17 protein-coding genes are annotated in these 14,346 nt (G+C 56.8%); 7 read left to right on the forward strand and 10 right to left on the reverse strand.

Going from position 1 to position 14,346, the window contains the following annotated elements:
* The first annotated feature begins 47 nt into the window (after window positions 1-47).
* Together mce and AC13DE_RS08355 are read left to right on the forward strand one after the other, a co-directional pair.
* The gene (gene mce / locus AC13DE_RS08350; RefSeq protein ID WP_276150991.1) at window positions 48-452 is read left to right on the forward strand and encodes a methylmalonyl-CoA epimerase; all 405 of its coding nucleotides are present in this window, start codon (window positions 48-50) and stop codon (window positions 450-452) included.
* A gap of 2 nt (window positions 453-454) precedes the next feature.
* On the forward strand, window positions 455-748 hold the full coding sequence (locus tag AC13DE_RS08355; RefSeq protein WP_446295887.1) for a DUF1467 family protein: 294 nt from the start codon (window positions 455-457) through the stop codon (window positions 746-748).
* Here the strand turns inward: AC13DE_RS08355 and AC13DE_RS08360 are convergent.
* The 5 genes from AC13DE_RS08360 to trpS all read right to left on the reverse strand — a co-directional run bounded on the left by AC13DE_RS08360 (window position 681) and on the right by trpS (window position 4,782).
* Window positions 681-1,415: an EI24 domain-containing protein gene (locus AC13DE_RS08360; RefSeq protein ID WP_483047550.1), complete on the reverse strand. Its 735-nt coding sequence runs from the start codon at window positions 1,413-1,415 to the stop codon at window positions 681-683. The two genes, AC13DE_RS08355 and AC13DE_RS08360, sit on opposite strands and share 68 nt — an antisense overlap.
* Window positions 1,406-1,978 (reverse strand): nitroreductase family protein, encoded by a 573-nt coding sequence (locus AC13DE_RS08365; protein ID WP_446314412.1) that lies wholly within the window; start codon window positions 1,976-1,978, stop codon window positions 1,406-1,408. Before AC13DE_RS08365 ends, AC13DE_RS08360 begins: the two co-directional genes overlap by 10 nt.
* A gap of 12 nt (window positions 1,979-1,990) precedes the next feature.
* The gene (locus AC13DE_RS08370) at window positions 1,991-3,097 is read right to left on the reverse strand and encodes a class II histone deacetylase (RefSeq protein ID WP_483047551.1); all 1,107 of its coding nucleotides are present in this window, start codon (window positions 3,095-3,097) and stop codon (window positions 1,991-1,993) included.
* A gap of 64 nt (window positions 3,098-3,161) precedes the next feature.
* Window positions 3,162-3,632, reverse strand: a complete 471-nt coding sequence (locus AC13DE_RS08375) for a VOC family protein (RefSeq protein WP_483047552.1) — start codon at window positions 3,630-3,632, stop codon at window positions 3,162-3,164.
* Window positions 3,633-3,759: 127 nt separating this feature from the next.
* Window positions 3,760-4,782 carry a tryptophan--tRNA ligase gene (trpS, locus tag AC13DE_RS08380; RefSeq protein ID WP_446295892.1) on the reverse strand — a complete coding sequence of 341 codons (1,023 nt, stop codon included), beginning with the start codon at window positions 4,780-4,782 and terminating at the stop codon, window positions 3,760-3,762.
* A gap of 75 nt (window positions 4,783-4,857) precedes the next feature.
* Between trpS and AC13DE_RS08385 the strand changes: the two genes are divergently transcribed.
* A complete protein-coding gene (locus tag AC13DE_RS08385) occupies window positions 4,858-5,544 on the forward strand; it encodes a rhomboid family intramembrane serine protease (RefSeq protein WP_483047553.1) in 687 nt (228 codons plus the stop codon).
* 109 nt (window positions 5,545-5,653) lie between these two features.
* Here the strand turns inward: AC13DE_RS08385 and serA are convergent, their stop codons facing one another.
* Together serA and AC13DE_RS08395 are read right to left on the reverse strand one after the other, a co-directional pair.
* Window positions 5,654-7,249, reverse strand: coding sequence for a phosphoglycerate dehydrogenase (serA, locus tag AC13DE_RS08390; RefSeq protein WP_483047554.1), 1,596 nt, complete (start codon window positions 7,247-7,249; stop codon window positions 5,654-5,656).
* Between the two features lie 82 nt (window positions 7,250-7,331).
* Window positions 7,332-8,471, reverse strand: a complete 1,140-nt coding sequence (locus tag AC13DE_RS08395; protein ID WP_446314407.1) for a phosphoserine transaminase — start codon at window positions 8,469-8,471, stop codon at window positions 7,332-7,334.
* 157 nt (window positions 8,472-8,628) lie between these two features.
* On the opposite strand from AC13DE_RS08395, the gene serB reads away from it, so the two are divergent.
* Complete coding sequence (gene serB, locus AC13DE_RS08400) at window positions 8,629-9,504, forward strand: phosphoserine phosphatase SerB (RefSeq protein WP_446314406.1); 876 nt, start codon at window positions 8,629-8,631, stop codon at window positions 9,502-9,504.
* Window positions 9,505-9,575: 71 nt separating this feature from the next.
* Here serB and AC13DE_RS08405 read toward each other — a convergent pair whose 3' ends face one another.
* A complete protein-coding gene (locus tag AC13DE_RS08405) occupies window positions 9,576-10,556 on the reverse strand; it encodes an asparaginase (protein ID WP_483047555.1) in 981 nt (326 codons plus the stop codon).
* 177 nt (window positions 10,557-10,733) lie between these two features.
* Here AC13DE_RS08405 and AC13DE_RS08410 point away from each other — a divergent pair, with 177 nt between their 5' ends.
* The 3 genes from AC13DE_RS08410 to AC13DE_RS08420 all read left to right on the forward strand — a co-directional run bounded on the left by AC13DE_RS08410 (window position 10,734) and on the right by AC13DE_RS08420 (window position 12,963).
* Window positions 10,734-11,264, forward strand: coding sequence for an invasion associated locus B family protein (locus AC13DE_RS08410; protein WP_483047556.1), 531 nt, complete (start codon window positions 10,734-10,736; stop codon window positions 11,262-11,264).
* Between the two features lie 178 nt (window positions 11,265-11,442).
* Window positions 11,443-12,624 (forward strand): dual-specificity RNA methyltransferase RlmN, encoded by a 1,182-nt coding sequence (rlmN, locus tag AC13DE_RS08415; RefSeq protein WP_483047557.1) that lies wholly within the window; start codon window positions 11,443-11,445, stop codon window positions 12,622-12,624.
* Window positions 12,625-12,753: 129 nt separating this feature from the next.
* Window positions 12,754-12,963, forward strand: coding sequence for a hypothetical protein (locus AC13DE_RS08420; RefSeq protein WP_446306065.1), 210 nt, complete (start codon window positions 12,754-12,756; stop codon window positions 12,961-12,963).
* 21 nt (window positions 12,964-12,984) lie between these two features.
* Here the strand turns inward: AC13DE_RS08420 and AC13DE_RS08425 are convergent, their stop codons facing one another.
* Window positions 12,985-13,404 carry an ion channel gene (locus AC13DE_RS08425; protein ID WP_446295901.1) on the reverse strand — a complete coding sequence of 140 codons (420 nt, stop codon included), beginning with the start codon at window positions 13,402-13,404 and terminating at the stop codon, window positions 12,985-12,987.
* 3 nt (window positions 13,405-13,407) lie between these two features.
* Window positions 13,408-14,271, reverse strand: a complete 864-nt coding sequence (locus AC13DE_RS08430) for an LOG family protein (protein ID WP_446314403.1) — start codon at window positions 14,269-14,271, stop codon at window positions 13,408-13,410.
* Between the last annotated feature and the right edge of the window lie 75 nt (window positions 14,272-14,346).

Consider the following 14,346-nt stretch of genomic DNA (forward strand, 5'->3'; position numbering starts at 1 on the left):
CTACGGCTCATAAACGGGTCAACTTTTTTGCTTTCAGGAGAACCACAATGATTGGTCGCCTTAACCATGTCGCAATCGCCGTACCGGATCTAGAAGCAGCGGCGGACCAGTATCGCAACGCTCTGGGAGCCAATGTCGGACCTGCCCAGGACGAACCCGACCACGGCGTGACGGTGATCTTTATCGAACTGCCAAACACCAAGATTGAACTGCTTTACCCCTTGGGTGACGACAGCCCCATCAACGGGTTTCTGGAAAAGAATCCGTCGGGGGGCATCCATCATATCTGTTACGAAGTCGATGACATAATCGCGGCACGGGACCATCTGAAATCAACCGGTGCGCGCGTTCTGGGGACCGGCGAACCCAAGATTGGCGCCCATGGCAAACCGGTGTTGTTTCTGCATCCCAAGGATTTCAACGGGGCCCTTGTCGAGTTAGAGCAGGTCTGATCATGGCAGTCATGTCTGGTATCGTATTGTTCTGCGTCATCTGGGCGATGGTCTTTATGATCGCGCTGCCGATCCGGGTGCAGACCCAAGGTGACTTGGGGCAAGTGGTCGAAGGTACGCACGCGGGGGCACCCGAACATCACCACCTTAAAAAGAAAGCGTTATGGACAACGCTCATTTCCATGGTTTTGTGGGCAATCTTTGCCGGGATCATACTGTCGGGCTGGTTTACCGTTGCGGATGTTGAAGACCTCCTGCATGGGGATCCGACACCAATTGGTGGAATAGATGGGTAAATGTGGCCGCCCCCATTATCGGTACTATCAGGTTCAACACTGGTACCGATAGCGGTATCGCCATCAGCACGCCAGCGGCCCAGATCGTGACCATGTGACGTCTGCGCAAGCGCTTGGCCTGGGCACGACCCACCCTGCGGATCGCCGCGAGGGTAAAATATTCTCGTCCCAACAGAAAGCCGTTTACCGTCCAGAAAATCAGTGGGGCAAGGGGGGCAAAGAAAACATACAGGGCCAAGGCCAGTATATTCACCCCGATCAGGACACCCATGAAGTTCACCGTGTCGCGCAGCGCATCACCGAAGGGCACGTGCGATGCAGGTGGCAGGTGGGGATAGTGCTCGGCCTCGACCGCGTCGGCTACGTTATCAAGAAACATTGACGTTATCGCTGACGCGACCGGTATCATCAGAAATATCGACAGGAACATCAGCAAGAAGGCGGCACCCCAACTGAACAAGTCGTCAAGCCATGTGACTTCGCCCAGGATCGGCAGCCAGTTATCTTCACCGGTCAGCCAGTCGATAAACCAGACGAACCCTGCCGAGACCCCAACAAGCAACACAAGCGCCAGTCCGACCCCGATGATCAGAACGCGCCGAAAACGCGGATCGGCGACCTGACCGACGGCCAGCCAGAAAGCGCGCAGGATCAGTGTTATAGCCATGTGGTTATCGCTGCGACGTCTGGCCGGGGCCGATCTGGTGGGGGGGTGGTCTCGGTACCGATATGGATGATCCCTGCGATACGTTCATTGTCGAGCAATCCGAAGGCTTCTTGCATGAACTCCCGGTCATGGCTGACCCAACCGGTCAACCAATTGGCACCCCACCCAGCGGCTAAAGCCGCGTTGACCAGCCCCAGACAGACCCCGCCGACGGCATAGGTTTGTTCCAGGGCCGGAACTTTGGTCGATTCCTTGTGCACCTCGATCACGGCGACTGCCAAGTGCCCCTTATCAAACTGATCGCGGCCCTTTTGTACCTGATCGTCGGCCATGCCCAAGGCCCGACCACGGACCTCGGCGATATCGGCTAGACGGCCCATCGCAGGCTTGTCGATAACGATAAATCGCCACGGTTCCAGCTTGCCATGATCGGGAGACCGGGACGCAGCGGTCAACAATGGCAACAGCGTATCCTGGTCTGGCACAGGGGTGGTCAGCGTTTTGGCGGGGCGCGAGCGCCGCGTTTGCAGGAAATGCAACGCGTCTGGATTGGGTGTTGGCATCTGGTGTCTCTCCTACAGGTTCAGCTCATCTGCCATTGCATCAATCGCATCCCGCAGGAAAGCGTCGAATCTGGGGCTGGGCTGACGGATGTGGTAATTTTCGGCGTGCGGGTCCGGCGCGGTGATATCGCTATCTGCGAGGGTCGCGATGGTGGCATGACCACAAAAGGGTACGTACGCCTCTGAATAGCCACCCTCGTGTACCAGCACCAGCTTGCCGTCACACAGTTTCTCGGCAGTCTGCTTGATGCGGAGAGTCATCGCAGCAAAGGTTGCGGCGGTGGCCTGCATCCGCGCCAGCGGGTCCACAATGGCGGCGTCAAAGCCACAGGCTACGATGATCATGTCCGGCTTGAAAGCCTCGATCGCGGGGATCGCCACGCGATCAAGCGCATGCAAATAGGCTGTGTGACCTGAACCGGCGTGGAGTGGCAGGTTGATGTTATAACCCTCGCCCGCCCCAGTGCCACGGTCGGCCAGTGCGCCGGTGTCCAGGGGGTAGTTACCTTCTTGGTGCAACGAAATCGTTAATACGTCATCGCGATCATAGAAGATCGCTTCGGTTCCGTTTCCATGGTGTACGTCCCAGTCCAATACGGCCACGCGGTCCACCAGCCCGCTTGCCTTGGCGGCTTCGATGGCGATGGCAATGTTGCCAAGCAGGCAAAACCCGTTGGGGAAATCTGGCAGGGCATGGTGGCCGGGGGGGCGGCTGAGCGCATAGGCGTTTTGCAGATCGCCCTTGGCCACGGCGTCGACGGCGGCGATGGATAAGCCTGCGGAAAGCGATGCGATTTCGTATCCACCGGGGGCAAAGGGTGTGCGCAGGCCCAGTTCACCGCCGCCTGCATCGGACAGGCGTTTGAACTCATCCAAATAGGTTGCGGGGTGAACTCGCAGCAAATCGCTGCGGGAGGCAAGCGCTGCACCACGCACATCAAGTTCGGCCATCAGGCCGGTAACCTCCATCAAATTGCGTAGACGGCGCTTTGTCTCCGGGTTTTCGGGTAAACCGCCCGCCGCAAGAGGTTGTACCAACCCGCCAATCGGCATGGTGAACGCATAGTTGCCGCCCGCGTGCCAGAAGCAGCGTTCGTCCATGAAAAATCCGGTCGTCATGATCTATCCTTGTTTCGTGTCAGGCCAAGGCTGGCGCAACCAAATCGGATTGTCCATCGGGGTCTTAGGGGCTTTCTGCCAGCAACGCATTCAGATCCAGCGGGGCATTCCCCATTTTCAGCTCGCCATGGTTATCGCGGGGCCAATCCTTTTCGGGGCGATCGCGATAGATTTCGACGCCGTTGCCGTCGGGGTCGCGCAGATAGATCGCCTCGCTCACACCGTGATCGGCAGCCCCGTCCAGCGGAATCCCCGCCTCGACGATGCGCTTCAGTACCGCCGCCAAAGCCGGGCGGTCAGGATACAGGAACGCCGAATGGTACAGCCCCGTATGGCCCCGGGGTGGCGGGGTAGCACCGGCGCTTTCCCATGTGTTCAGACCGATATGGTGGTGATAACCACCTGCGCCAAGAAATGCGGCTTGGGTCCCGAACTTCTGGTTTAGGTCAAAACCAAGAATGTCGCGGTAAAAAGTGATTGCACGTTCAAGATCCGCGACCTTGAGATGAACGTGACCGACCGAGGCATGTGCCATGATGCGCACCTTTCTTTGGATATGCCTCACAAGATGGTGTGCACAAAGGCGAAACACCAGTGTGTCGCCCGCGCGGCTGCTGTGCACGAATGCGCAAGCGTTTCGACATTATGCCGCACAAGAACGCTTAGCCGACCATACCGATAATTTCGTACGTCTTTTTCAAGATCGGCGCGGTAATTTCCCGCGCCTGGGTCGCGCCGTGGGCCAAGATGCGGTCAATCTCGGCTGTGTCGGCCATCAGTTCTGCCATACGGATGCTGATAGGTGCCATCTTGGCGACTGCCAGATCTGCCAACAAGGGTTTGAAACTGCCGAACTGTTGGCCACCGACATCGGCCAGCACCTGCTCAACAGTCTGGTCGTTCAAGGCGGCATAGATGTTCACCAGGTTACGCGCTTCGGGGCGGTCTTTCAGCCCGTCGATTTCGGACGGCAAGGCATCTGGGTCGGTTTTGGCTTTGCGGATCTTTTTGGCGATGGCATCGGCGTCATCTGTCAGGTTTATGCGGCTGGCATCTGAGGGATCAGACTTTGACATCTTCTTGGAGCCATCGCGCAGCGACATGACGCGGGTCGCCGCACCTTCGATCACCGGTTCCGTCAGGGGAAAGAAATCAACGCCATAGTCATGGTTGAATTTTGCCGCGATGTCGCGTGTCAATTCCAGGTGCTGTTTCTGGTCTTCTCCGACAGGCACGTGCGTTGCATGATAAATCAGGATATCTGCCGCCATCAGGGCAGGGTATGCGAACAGGCCCAACGACGCGGCTTCGGCGTTTTTGCCGGCCTTGTCCTTCCATTGGGTCATGCGCCCCATCCAGCCCATGCGGGCCACACAATTGAATATCCACGCAAGCTGCGCGTGCTCTGGCACCTGGCTTTGATTGATCAGAATGGATTTGGCCGGGTCGATGCCGGCCGCGATGAAACCTGCCGCCAGTTCGCGGGTGTTATGGCGCAAGGTTGCCGGGTCTTGGAATTTGGCGGTAATCGCGTGCAGATCCACCATACAGTAAACGGTTTGGTACGAACCTTCGTCCTGCATATCCACGAAACGTTTCATCGCGCCGAGGTAGTTACCCAAGGTCAGACCGCCGGACGGCTGGATGCCCGAAAATACGCGTGGAGTGAAGGTGGTGTCGGTCATTGAATGCTCCGATAAGGCTGGAAACTGCGGCCTGATCGGCTTACCCATGCACACCTAGCCCGTCAAGGAGGCCCTATGGCAGACCCAGACTTTCACCCGCCCGTAAATCCACTGCCCGCGTCCGTGACGCTTCTGTTTCTGGCCATTGCCGGTGTCGAAGCTGGCTTGTCCCTTGCCGAAGCCGGGATTATCGGTGGCCCCGGTGCGGTGGGTTGGCGCTTGGCCCTTATTCGAGACTATGGTTTTTCGGGCGATATCTTTGACTGGATGCTCGCGAATGGGCAATTTCCCCTGTCGCAACTTTTGCGGACGGTTACCTATTCATTCATTCATCTCGGGTTCACCCACTCAATCTTTGCCGGCGTATTGCTTTTGGCCCTGGGCAAGATGGTTGCCGAGGCAATGGGCCAGGTCGCCTTTTTGGCGATCTTTTTCCTGTCCGGCATTCTGGGGGCGATAGCCTATGCGCTGGTGTTGAATGACCCGGCTTGGCTGGTTGGCGCATATCCCAATGTATATGGCCTGATCGGGGGGTATTCGTTTGTGATGTGGCGCAGGTTGTCTAGTTTGGGCGAACAGCAATATCGCGCGTTTTCGCTGATTGCGATGCTCATGGGACTGCAGCTTTTGTGGGGCGTATTCTTTGACACAGGCACCCAGTGGCTGGCTGAACTGTTCGGGTTTGCCTGTGGTTTCGGCCTAAGCTTTGTTCTTGCACCGGGCGAATGGACAAAACTGAGGAATCGTGTGCGGCACCGCTAAGGTTTCAGGACATCGACTGGATGATCTGACCCTGTGAATGCTGCTGTCCGTCGCCAACTAAAGCGCCCCCACATGCGGGGACGCTTTGAAATAGATTCAAGCCGAGAAATCAAGCGACGTCGAATTCAAGCTCTTTGACCTGAGTAAAAAGGCCAGTGTCGCGAAGTTGCTTCAGAGCGGTTTCCGGTGCGGGACCGTCGATATATAGCAACGCGATCGCTTCACCCTTGGCCGCGGAGCGCCCCAGTGTGAAATTCGCGATGTTTACACCGTTCGCGCCCATGGTCTGGCCCAAGGCACCGATGATGCCGGGGACATCTTCGTTGGTGGTGTAAAGCATATGCGAACCGATTTCGGCATCAATGTTGATGCCTTTGATCTGAATGAACCGCGGCTTGCCATCCGAGAACACGGTCCCGGCGATAGAACGTTCGCGCTTTGCAGTCACGACAGTCACCTTGATATAGCCGTCGAAAACGCCGGATTTGTCCTGGTTGGTCGTGCTGATTTGAATACCCTTTTCACGAGCAACGACCGGGGCGCTGACCATGTTCACATCGGGGTTGGCGCGCTTCATGATGCCCGCAACTACCGAACAATTCAGGGCATTGAGGTTCATCTGCGACACTTGACCGTCGTACAGAATATTGATCGCTTTGATCGGTTCGTCCGTCATTTGCCCGATAAACGCCCCCAGATGACCCGCCAATGTGAGCCACGGCCCCATGACTTTGGCCTCTTCGGCGGTCACGGATGGCATGTTGAGCGCGTTTGAAACGGCACCGGTAAGCAGATAGTCGGACATCTGCTCGGCGACCTGTAGTGCGACGTTTTCCTGAGCTTCGGTGGTGGCAGCACCCAAGTGTGGCGTGACAACGACGTTGGGCAGGCCGAACAGCGGATTCTCGGTTGCAGGTTCCACCTGAAACACGTCGAAAGCCGCGCCGGCGACGTGACCGGATTTCAGCGCATCGGCCAATGCTTCTTCGTCAACCAGGCCACCACGGGCGCAGTTGATGATACGTACGCCTTTCTTGGTTTTCGCCAAGGCTTCGCGCGACAGGATATTCGCGGTTTGCTCGGTATAGGGAACGTGCAGCGTGATGAAATCGGCGCGGGACAGCAGATCGTCCAACTCGACTTTTTCGACGCCCATCTTTTGCGCTTTTTCTTCGCTCAGGAAGGGATCATAGGCGATGACTTTCATCTTCAATCCACGCGCACGGTCGCAAACAATACCACCGATGTTGCCTGCGCCAATGACGCCAAGCGTCTTGCCGGTCAGCTCAACACCCATGAATTTGGACTTTTCCCATTTGCCGGCATGGGTCGATGCCGATGCTTCGGGAATCTGACGCGCGACAGCGAACATCATTGCAATGGCGTGTTCTGCCGTGGTGATCATATTGCCGAATGGCGTGTTCATGACAATCACACCCTTTTTGGAGGCAGCGTCCTTGTCAATGTTATCGGTGCCGATGCCAGCACGCGCGATCACCTTGAGGTTGGTCGCGTTTTCCAAAATCTTTTCGGTGACTTTGGTCGCCGAGCGAATCGCAAGCCCATCATAGTCACCGATGATTGCGGCCAGCTTGTCTTTGTCCTTGCCCAAGTTGGGTTGGAAATCCACGTCAATGCCGCGGTCTTTGAAGATTTGTACAGCGGCTTCGGAAAGGCTGTCGGAAATGAGAACTTTGGGGGCCATGATTGGCGCTCCTTTTATAAAACGAAAGGGGGGCGTGGGTGGACACCCGCCCTGCGGCCGGCGCAGGGTGGGGGACCCGGAATTATGCGTTTATTTCGGACTCAAAGGCCCATTCAAGCCACGGCAGCATCGCCTCGATATCCGAGGTTTCAACCGTGCCGCCGCACCAGATGCGCAAACCTGCGGGCGCATCACGATAGGCCCCGACGTCCAGGGCCACATCTTCGTCGGCCAGACGCTTGGCGACTGCCTTGGCAAAGGCCGCGCCGTCGGTGATACGGGCATCATTGAACTTCAGACAGACAGACGTGTTGGACCGGGTCGCCGGATCCACCGCAAGAAACTCGATCCAGTCATGGGCTTCGACGAACCGCGTGATTGCAGCGGTGTTCGCATCTGCGCGATCAATCAAGCCTGACAGGCCGCCAACGGATTTCGCCCAGTCGAGCGCCAGCAGATAGTCTTCGACGCAAAGCATCGAAGGGGTGTTGATTGTTTCACCCTTGAAAATGCCGTCGATCAGCTTGCCACCTTTCGTCAGACGAAAGATTTTGGGCAGGGGCCATGCGGGTGTGTAGCTTTCAAGGCGTTCAACCGCACGAGGGCTAAGGATCAGCATACCATGGGCGGCTTCACCCCCGAGAACTTTTTGCCAGCTGAAGGTCGTAACGTCGAGCTTATCCCACGGCAGGTCCATCGCAAAGGCGGCTGACGTGGCGTCGCACAGGGTAAGGCCCTTGCGATCAGCGGGAATGACGTCGCCGGTAGGTACACGCACACCGGAAGTAGTGCCGTTCCAGGTAAAGCAGACATCGTTGTCATAGTTAAGCGACGCCATATCCACGATCTGACCATAATCGGCCGTGTGAACAGTGTGCTCTATTTTCAACTGTTTGACCGCGTCGGTAACCCAGCCTGCTCCAAAGGATTCCCAGGCTACCATTTCAGCGGGGCGTTCTCCCAACATGGTCCACATAGCCATTTCATAGGCACCTGTGTCCGACGCGGGAACGATGCCGATTCTGTAATCAGCCGGAACGCCCAGTATTTCACGAGTGGTCTCGATCGCTTCAAGCAGCTTGGCTTTGCCAGGGGCAGCGCGATGGCTGCGGCCCAAGGGCGCGCTTGCAAGTTTGGTCAGATCATAGACGGGGGGTTTGGCGCACGGGCCAGAGGAAAAACGCGGATTTTGAGGCCGCGAGGTCGGTACTGTAATAGCCATTTAGCTACCCTTTCAGATAAGCGCCCTTCGTTGGGGAAGGGTGTCCCACCGCTGCATCTAGAGTGGTGCGCGCTCTGGCACAAGCCAGAAAACAGCGATAGAACGCCTCTTGAAATGCTTTTTACGACAACTTTGACGCGGATCGGAAACTTGACCTATGCATAGCGTGACTCTTTTAACCTCTCCGGAACGACCTCATCTTGAACCGGTCTTGGTGGATAGTCTGCGTAATGCCTGGGGCGGTGGTGATGCGGTTTGGCTGGCACCGGACGAGGCGGCCACGTTTGAAATGAAGCGGATGCCGGGCAACCGTTGGGATGTCTGGGCAGAATGTCAGGGCATGGGGGTTGATTTGGTGATTACCCCGGCCGAAGGGCGACGCAAGAAGATGTTGTTGGCGGATATGGACAGCACCATTATTCAACAGGAATGCATTGACGAGCTGGCGGACGAGGCGGGTGTCGGGGGGCGGGTGAAAGACATCACGGCGCGGGCGATGAACGGCGAACTGGACTTTGAGGCCGCGTTGCGAGAGCGGGTCGCGTTGCTGAAGGGGTTGGACGAGGCCGTGATCGGGCGGGTTTTGTCGTCCCGGATTAGCCATATGCCCGGAAGCAAGGTGCTGTTGGCGACGATGAAAGCGAACGGTGCCTACAGCGCGCTGGTCTCGGGGGGGTTTACTGCATTCACAACCGCCGTCGCTGCGGCGCTTGGCTTTGACGAGAATCGGGCGAATACCCTGCTGGTCGAGCAGGGCAAGCTTACGGGAGGTGTCGGCCATCCGATTTTGGGCAAACAAGCCAAGGTAGATGCACTGGAGAGTATCACCGCGACGCTGGGGATATCAGAGGCCGATGTGATCGCGGTTGGCGATGGCGCAAATGATTTGGGAATGTTGCATCGCGCAGGAATGGGGGTGGCGCTTCATGCCAAGCCGGCGGTCGCCGCCGAGTGTGATCTGCGCGTCAATTTTGGAGATCTGACAGCGCTATTATTCATTCAGGGGTACGGGATAGACGATTTCGTAAGCTAGCCGGAAACGAGAAACATGGGGCGCTGCCCCATACCCCGGGATTTTATGCCATTTGGAATGTCGGTGTCGAGCTAGGCAAAGGCGGCGGCGGGTTTAAGCATTCCGGTAATGATACCACGCCGATTTTCAATCGGAGCGTTGCGGTACTTCACAGCCTCCGGGTGGTTTGCGTCGAGTGCGCCCAATTTCACCAGAATGGAGGTGATCGCGCATTCGGCCGCACGTTTGGTTCCGCAGGCTGCCTTGAGGGCGACACCGATTTTCTGGTCGGGCAGGATAGCGATAAAGAAGCCTTCGGCACCGGTTTTCAGAGCCACCTTGCCATTGGTCGCGCGCATGAGGTTGGTACAGGCACGGGTTTCTCCGGCGACCAGATCAGGGTGCAGGCGCATCGCCTGATGCAGCCTTGCTTCCGCAGACCCGTCCGGGGCAGCGGCAAAGTGGGCCATTGCCCGGCCCATGCCATGCAGTGTTGTTGCAAAGTTCGGAACGGAACAGCCATCGATTCCGAAGCCGGGGGAGGTCGTGCCGGTCACAGTCTCGAAGGCTTCGAGGCAGGCTTTTTGCACCGGATGATCAGGTTTTTCGTAATCAGGGTGGCCGGCCAGATGTGCATTCACGGTCAGAAAACCCGCGTGTTTGCCAGAACATTCGTGATGGATCTGGCAAGGCGCGGTACCGGAGCAGACAAGAGCATTTCGCGCAGCGGCATCGCCGGGTTCAGCGGCACCGCAGCGAAAATCGCTGTCGGTGAGATCAAGCGTTTCGAGCCAGTTCCTGATCAGGCCGACATGCAGGTCGGCGGCCTGGTGCGAGGCACAGGCAAGGGCGAGGTGCCGGGCGGTGAGGCTGTATCTGTCGGCAGCACCCGATTGAACGAGAGGCAGCGCCTGAATCATCTTGGCGGAGGAACGCGGCAAAATTACCTGGTCGGGGTTGCCCCAGGCATGAAGGATGTCACCATTTTGGTCGCACACCACAGCATGGCCGTAGTGAACGCTTTCAAGGAAAGGTCCGCGCCAGATTTCGGCAAAGGGGGCAGCTTGGGTCATGTTTCGTCCTTTTCGTGGGCGAATTCCTGCCAATCAGGGTTTCGCCGGTCGCCTGTTTGTCGTTATTATGCTTGTTGTCGAGAGAAATACAGGTCCTTTGAAAAGAGCGTCACCCGAATGGCTGCCTGAAGGATTGTATGAGATGTTGAGGTTAACGGCGGCTGGAGGCCCAAGTAGATGATGAACTTTAAGACGATCGGTTTCGCGGCGGTGCTGGCGGGTCTGGGCGCGGGCAGCGTTTGGGCGCAGGAGCAAAGCACAAACCGCGTTGCAGCTGAGACCGACTGGAGTGTTTTTGTCGAAGACAATCCCACGGAATGCTGGGGGGTGTCGACACCGAAGGAAGCGGTGAATTCGCGTGATGGGCGGGTCGTCGCGGTGAACCGCGGGCAGACATTGCTGATGGTTTTCTATCGGCCAAGTGCTGGAGCCAAGGGACAGGTTGCCTTCACCGGCGGCTATCCGTTTGCATCTGGATCGACGGTGAACATGAACATCGGTGGGACCAGCTTTGAGCTGTTTACCGAAGGCGAATGGGCATGGCCCGCGACACCCGAGGATGACAACAAAATTATCACCGCCATGAAGCGTGGGTCTGATGCCGTGTTAACAGGGCGTTCGGGTCGCGGTACCCAGACGAAAGATACATTTTCGTTGCTTGGCTTCACTGCCGCCGTCGAAGACGCAGCGAAGCGCTGCGGCGGGTAAGACTGGCCCATTGACATTGAAGGGTCCTGCCACCAGCGGGGCCTTTCTGTATTTGGTGTTCAATTCACAGGACCTTGCTGGTTGGCGAGACCGAACACAGCGGCGAGGAAGTGTTTTCTTTTGATTCGAGGGAAAATGCCTATATAGAGCGCCTCAACCCCTGCATCCGGAGAATCCCATGTCTGCGACCGCGCCGATTACCCAAGACGTCATGACCCTTCCACGTAAACTGCCGGAGGGGCTGGCGAATCTGGTCGGCATGACCCGTGATGCGATTCGCGACGCCTTGATCGCGCATGGTACGCCGGAAAAACAGGCCAAGATGCGCGTGGGCCAGATATGGCAGTGGATCTATCAGTGGGGAAAACGTGATTTCGCCGATATGACCAACCTGTCCAAAGCATTTCGTGCCGAGTTGGCGGAACGTTTCGTGATCGAGGTGCCCGAGGTCGTGACCAAGCAGGTGTCAGAGGACGGGACCCGTAAATATCTGGTGCGGATTGCCGGCGGTCACGAAGTGGAAGTCGTGTATATCCCTGAAGAAGACCGTGGCACTTTGTGCGTCAGCTCTCAGGTCGGGTGCACGCTGACATGTTCCTTTTGTCATACCGGCACGCAAAAGCTGGTGCGAAATCTGACCGCGGCCGAGATTATCGGGCAGGTGATGGTGGCGCGGGATGATCTGGGCGAATGGCCGGTGCCGGGGACCATTACTGAGGCACCTCGGCTGTTGTCCAACATCGTGCTGATGGGCATGGGCGAGCCGTTGTACAACTTTGAGAACGTGCGCGACGCGATGAAGATCGCGATGGACCCCGAGGGGATCCAGCTGTCGCGCCGCCGGATCACCCTGTCGACCTCTGGCGTTGTGCCGGAGATCGCGCGCACGGCCGAAGAAATTGGCTGCCAGCTGGCTGTATCCTTTCACGCCACCACGGACGAGGTGCGCAACAAGCTGGTGCCGATCAATAAACGCTGGAATATCGCCGAACTGATCGAGGCATTGCGGAGCTATCCCAAGGTCAGTAATTCCGAACGCATTACCTTTGAGTATGTCATGCTGGACGGGGTGAACGATTCAGACGCAGATGCGCACCGTTTGATTGAATTGATCCGTGGCATCCCCGCAAAAATCAACCTGATCCCGTTCAATGAATGGCCGGGGGCCCCGTATAAACGGTCCTCGAACAATCGTATCCGCGCTTTTTCCGAGATTGTATATAAGGCTGGTTATGCGTCGCCCGTGCGCAAGCCCAGAGGCGAAGATATCATGGCGGCGTGCGGCCAGTTGAAGTCCGCGACCGAGCGCGCGCGTAAATCGCGTAAACAAATTCAATCAGAAGCGGGTATCCCGGATTGACCTAGACGCCGTCAAATTGTGGCAAAATCGCCTTAAAATGACCCTGTAGATGACCTAGACTCGAACAAATAACGCCATGGTCGACGAACAGACTGTTTCTGTAAAGCAATCAATGCTGAAGGAAACCAGATGTCTATCATTCATGAATCAGATCCGTTCGCCACATCGAATGTTATTGCCCTTGTCATGAAAGAGCGCACAATCTCCCTGTCAAACCGCGAGTGGAAGCACCGGTTGGCAGGCTACGGCTATGGCATTCGCGATACCGATCACGGACAGATACTGGAAACCCTGCCGCACCACGTCGAGATCTGCGTGCTTCCAGCGTTCGCCCAATGACCCCCGCAGAGCTTTTGCTTTTCAATCCTTGATCCGTTGTTTGGCGAAGGCAAACAGATAGGACGCAGAGCAACTGAGCAAGAGAAAGCCTTCCAGCGATTCAATGCCCGCGAGGAACCGCAGGTGGCCGGAGGGGTAGATGTCACCCAACCCCAAAGTCGTATAGTTTACGATCGAGAAGTAATAAACATCCATGAAATTTAATGGGCCTTCTGTTTTGAAGCCCCCCAGGCCCCAACTTTGCCCTAGGCGAAAGGCGACCGAATAGACGGCAGCCTCGAATACATGCAGCAAACCAATTGTGCCAAGCAGCAAGAAATGATGCCACCCGGCCGATAGATCGGATGTGTTTAATCTGGAAGCCACCCGTGACAGGACCGCAAAGTGGAAAGACCCGACCGCGAGAAACGTTACGGCTGCAAGAATGGCTGTAGTTAACATATTTTATTCTCCGTCTGCTACATTTCGGCCCGGAACGACCTCGCGTTTTGTGTTTTCAAGTGGCCAGTGCTCTATCATTTCCATCGCTTCCGCCGCAGTTTCGACAAAGCGAAATAACTCCAGATCGATCTCTGAAATGGTTCCGGCATCTGCCAGAGCTTCCCAGTTTACGATTTTTTCCCAAAAGGCGCGGCCAAATAGCAAGAACGGTACACGTGACATGCGGCCAGTCTGAATCAGGGTCAACGTTTCAAAAAGTTCATCGAGTGTCCCAAAACCGCCGGGGAATACGCATATGGCCCGCGCCCGCATCAGAAAATGCATTTTGCGGATGGCAAAATAATGAAAATTGAAACACAGCTCGGGGGTAACATATGTGTTTGGGGCCTGCTCGAACGGAAGTACGATGTTCAAACCGACCGAATGCCCCCCCGCATCCACAGCGCCACGGTTGCCTGCTTCCATTACGCCCGGGCCCCCGCCGGTCACAATGACGTTTTCCTGACCGTTGGTTTCGTTGGATTTCAGCGTCATCAACCGGGCGAATTCCCGTGCTTCGTCATAGAAGTGCGAAAGATCGGCCAAGGTTTTTGTCCGCGCTTTATGTTTGTCATCGGGGGCGGGAATGCGTGCGCCACCGAATAGAACTATTGTCGATTTCACCCCGTGTGCATCAAGGCCCAGCTCGGGCTTGAGAAGTTCAAGCTGCAAGCGCACCGGACGCAATTCATCGCGACACATGAAGTCGTCATCGGTGAATGCCAGACGATAGGCCGGGGCACGGGTCTGTGGTGTATCTGGTACGTTTTCAGCTTTGGCGCGGTCGGCATCTGCGTGTCGCAAGGGGTGTCGGGTCGTCTGGGTCATCGAAGTCTCCGGTGAATAGGGGCAGAATATACCCTTTGTCCAACATGCCCTTCTTTTAAGAAAATGACCACGGTG

This window comes from Sulfitobacter sp. L-8 (assembly GCF_056859255.1).

Excerpts from the sequence above, each read along its gene's own strand:
- AC13DE_RS08355 (WP_446295887.1), top strand. The coding sequence starts at position 455 with ATGGCAGTCATGTCTGGTATCGTATTGTTCTGCGTCATCTGGGCGATG.
- AC13DE_RS08420 (WP_446306065.1), top strand. The coding sequence starts at position 12,754 with ATGTCTATCATTCATGAATCAGATCCGTTCGCCACATCGAATGTTATT.
- AC13DE_RS08430 (WP_446314403.1), bottom strand. The coding sequence starts at position 14,271 with ATGACCCAGACGACCCGACACCCCTTGCGACACGCAGATGCCGACCGC.
- AC13DE_RS08425 (WP_446295901.1), bottom strand. The coding sequence starts at position 13,404 with ATGTTAACTACAGCCATTCTTGCAGCCGTAACGTTTCTCGCGGTCGGG.
- mce (WP_276150991.1), top strand. The coding sequence starts at position 48 with ATGATTGGTCGCCTTAACCATGTCGCAATCGCCGTACCGGATCTAGAA.
- AC13DE_RS08385 (WP_483047553.1), top strand. The coding sequence starts at position 4,858 with ATGGCAGACCCAGACTTTCACCCGCCCGTAAATCCACTGCCCGCGTCC.
- AC13DE_RS08395 (WP_446314407.1), bottom strand. The coding sequence starts at position 8,471 with ATGGCTATTACAGTACCGACCTCGCGGCCTCAAAATCCGCGTTTTTCC.
- AC13DE_RS08375 (WP_483047552.1), bottom strand. The coding sequence starts at position 3,632 with ATGGCACATGCCTCGGTCGGTCACGTTCATCTCAAGGTCGCGGATCTT.
- AC13DE_RS08410 (WP_483047556.1), top strand. The coding sequence starts at position 10,734 with ATGATGAACTTTAAGACGATCGGTTTCGCGGCGGTGCTGGCGGGTCTG.
- AC13DE_RS08405 (WP_483047555.1), bottom strand. The coding sequence starts at position 10,556 with ATGACCCAAGCTGCCCCCTTTGCCGAAATCTGGCGCGGACCTTTCCTT.
- serA (WP_483047554.1), bottom strand. The coding sequence starts at position 7,249 with ATGGCCCCCAAAGTTCTCATTTCCGACAGCCTTTCCGAAGCCGCTGTA.
- AC13DE_RS08360 (WP_483047550.1), bottom strand. The coding sequence starts at position 1,415 with ATGGCTATAACACTGATCCTGCGCGCTTTCTGGCTGGCCGTCGGTCAG.
- serB (WP_446314406.1), top strand. The coding sequence starts at position 8,629 with ATGCATAGCGTGACTCTTTTAACCTCTCCGGAACGACCTCATCTTGAA.
- trpS (WP_446295892.1), bottom strand. The coding sequence starts at position 4,782 with ATGACCGACACCACCTTCACTCCACGCGTATTTTCGGGCATCCAGCCG.
- rlmN (WP_483047557.1), top strand. The coding sequence starts at position 11,443 with ATGTCTGCGACCGCGCCGATTACCCAAGACGTCATGACCCTTCCACGT.
- AC13DE_RS08365 (WP_446314412.1), bottom strand. The coding sequence starts at position 1,978 with ATGCCAACACCCAATCCAGACGCGTTGCATTTCCTGCAAACGCGGCGC.
- AC13DE_RS08370 (WP_483047551.1), bottom strand. The coding sequence starts at position 3,097 with ATGACGACCGGATTTTTCATGGACGAACGCTGCTTCTGGCACGCGGGC.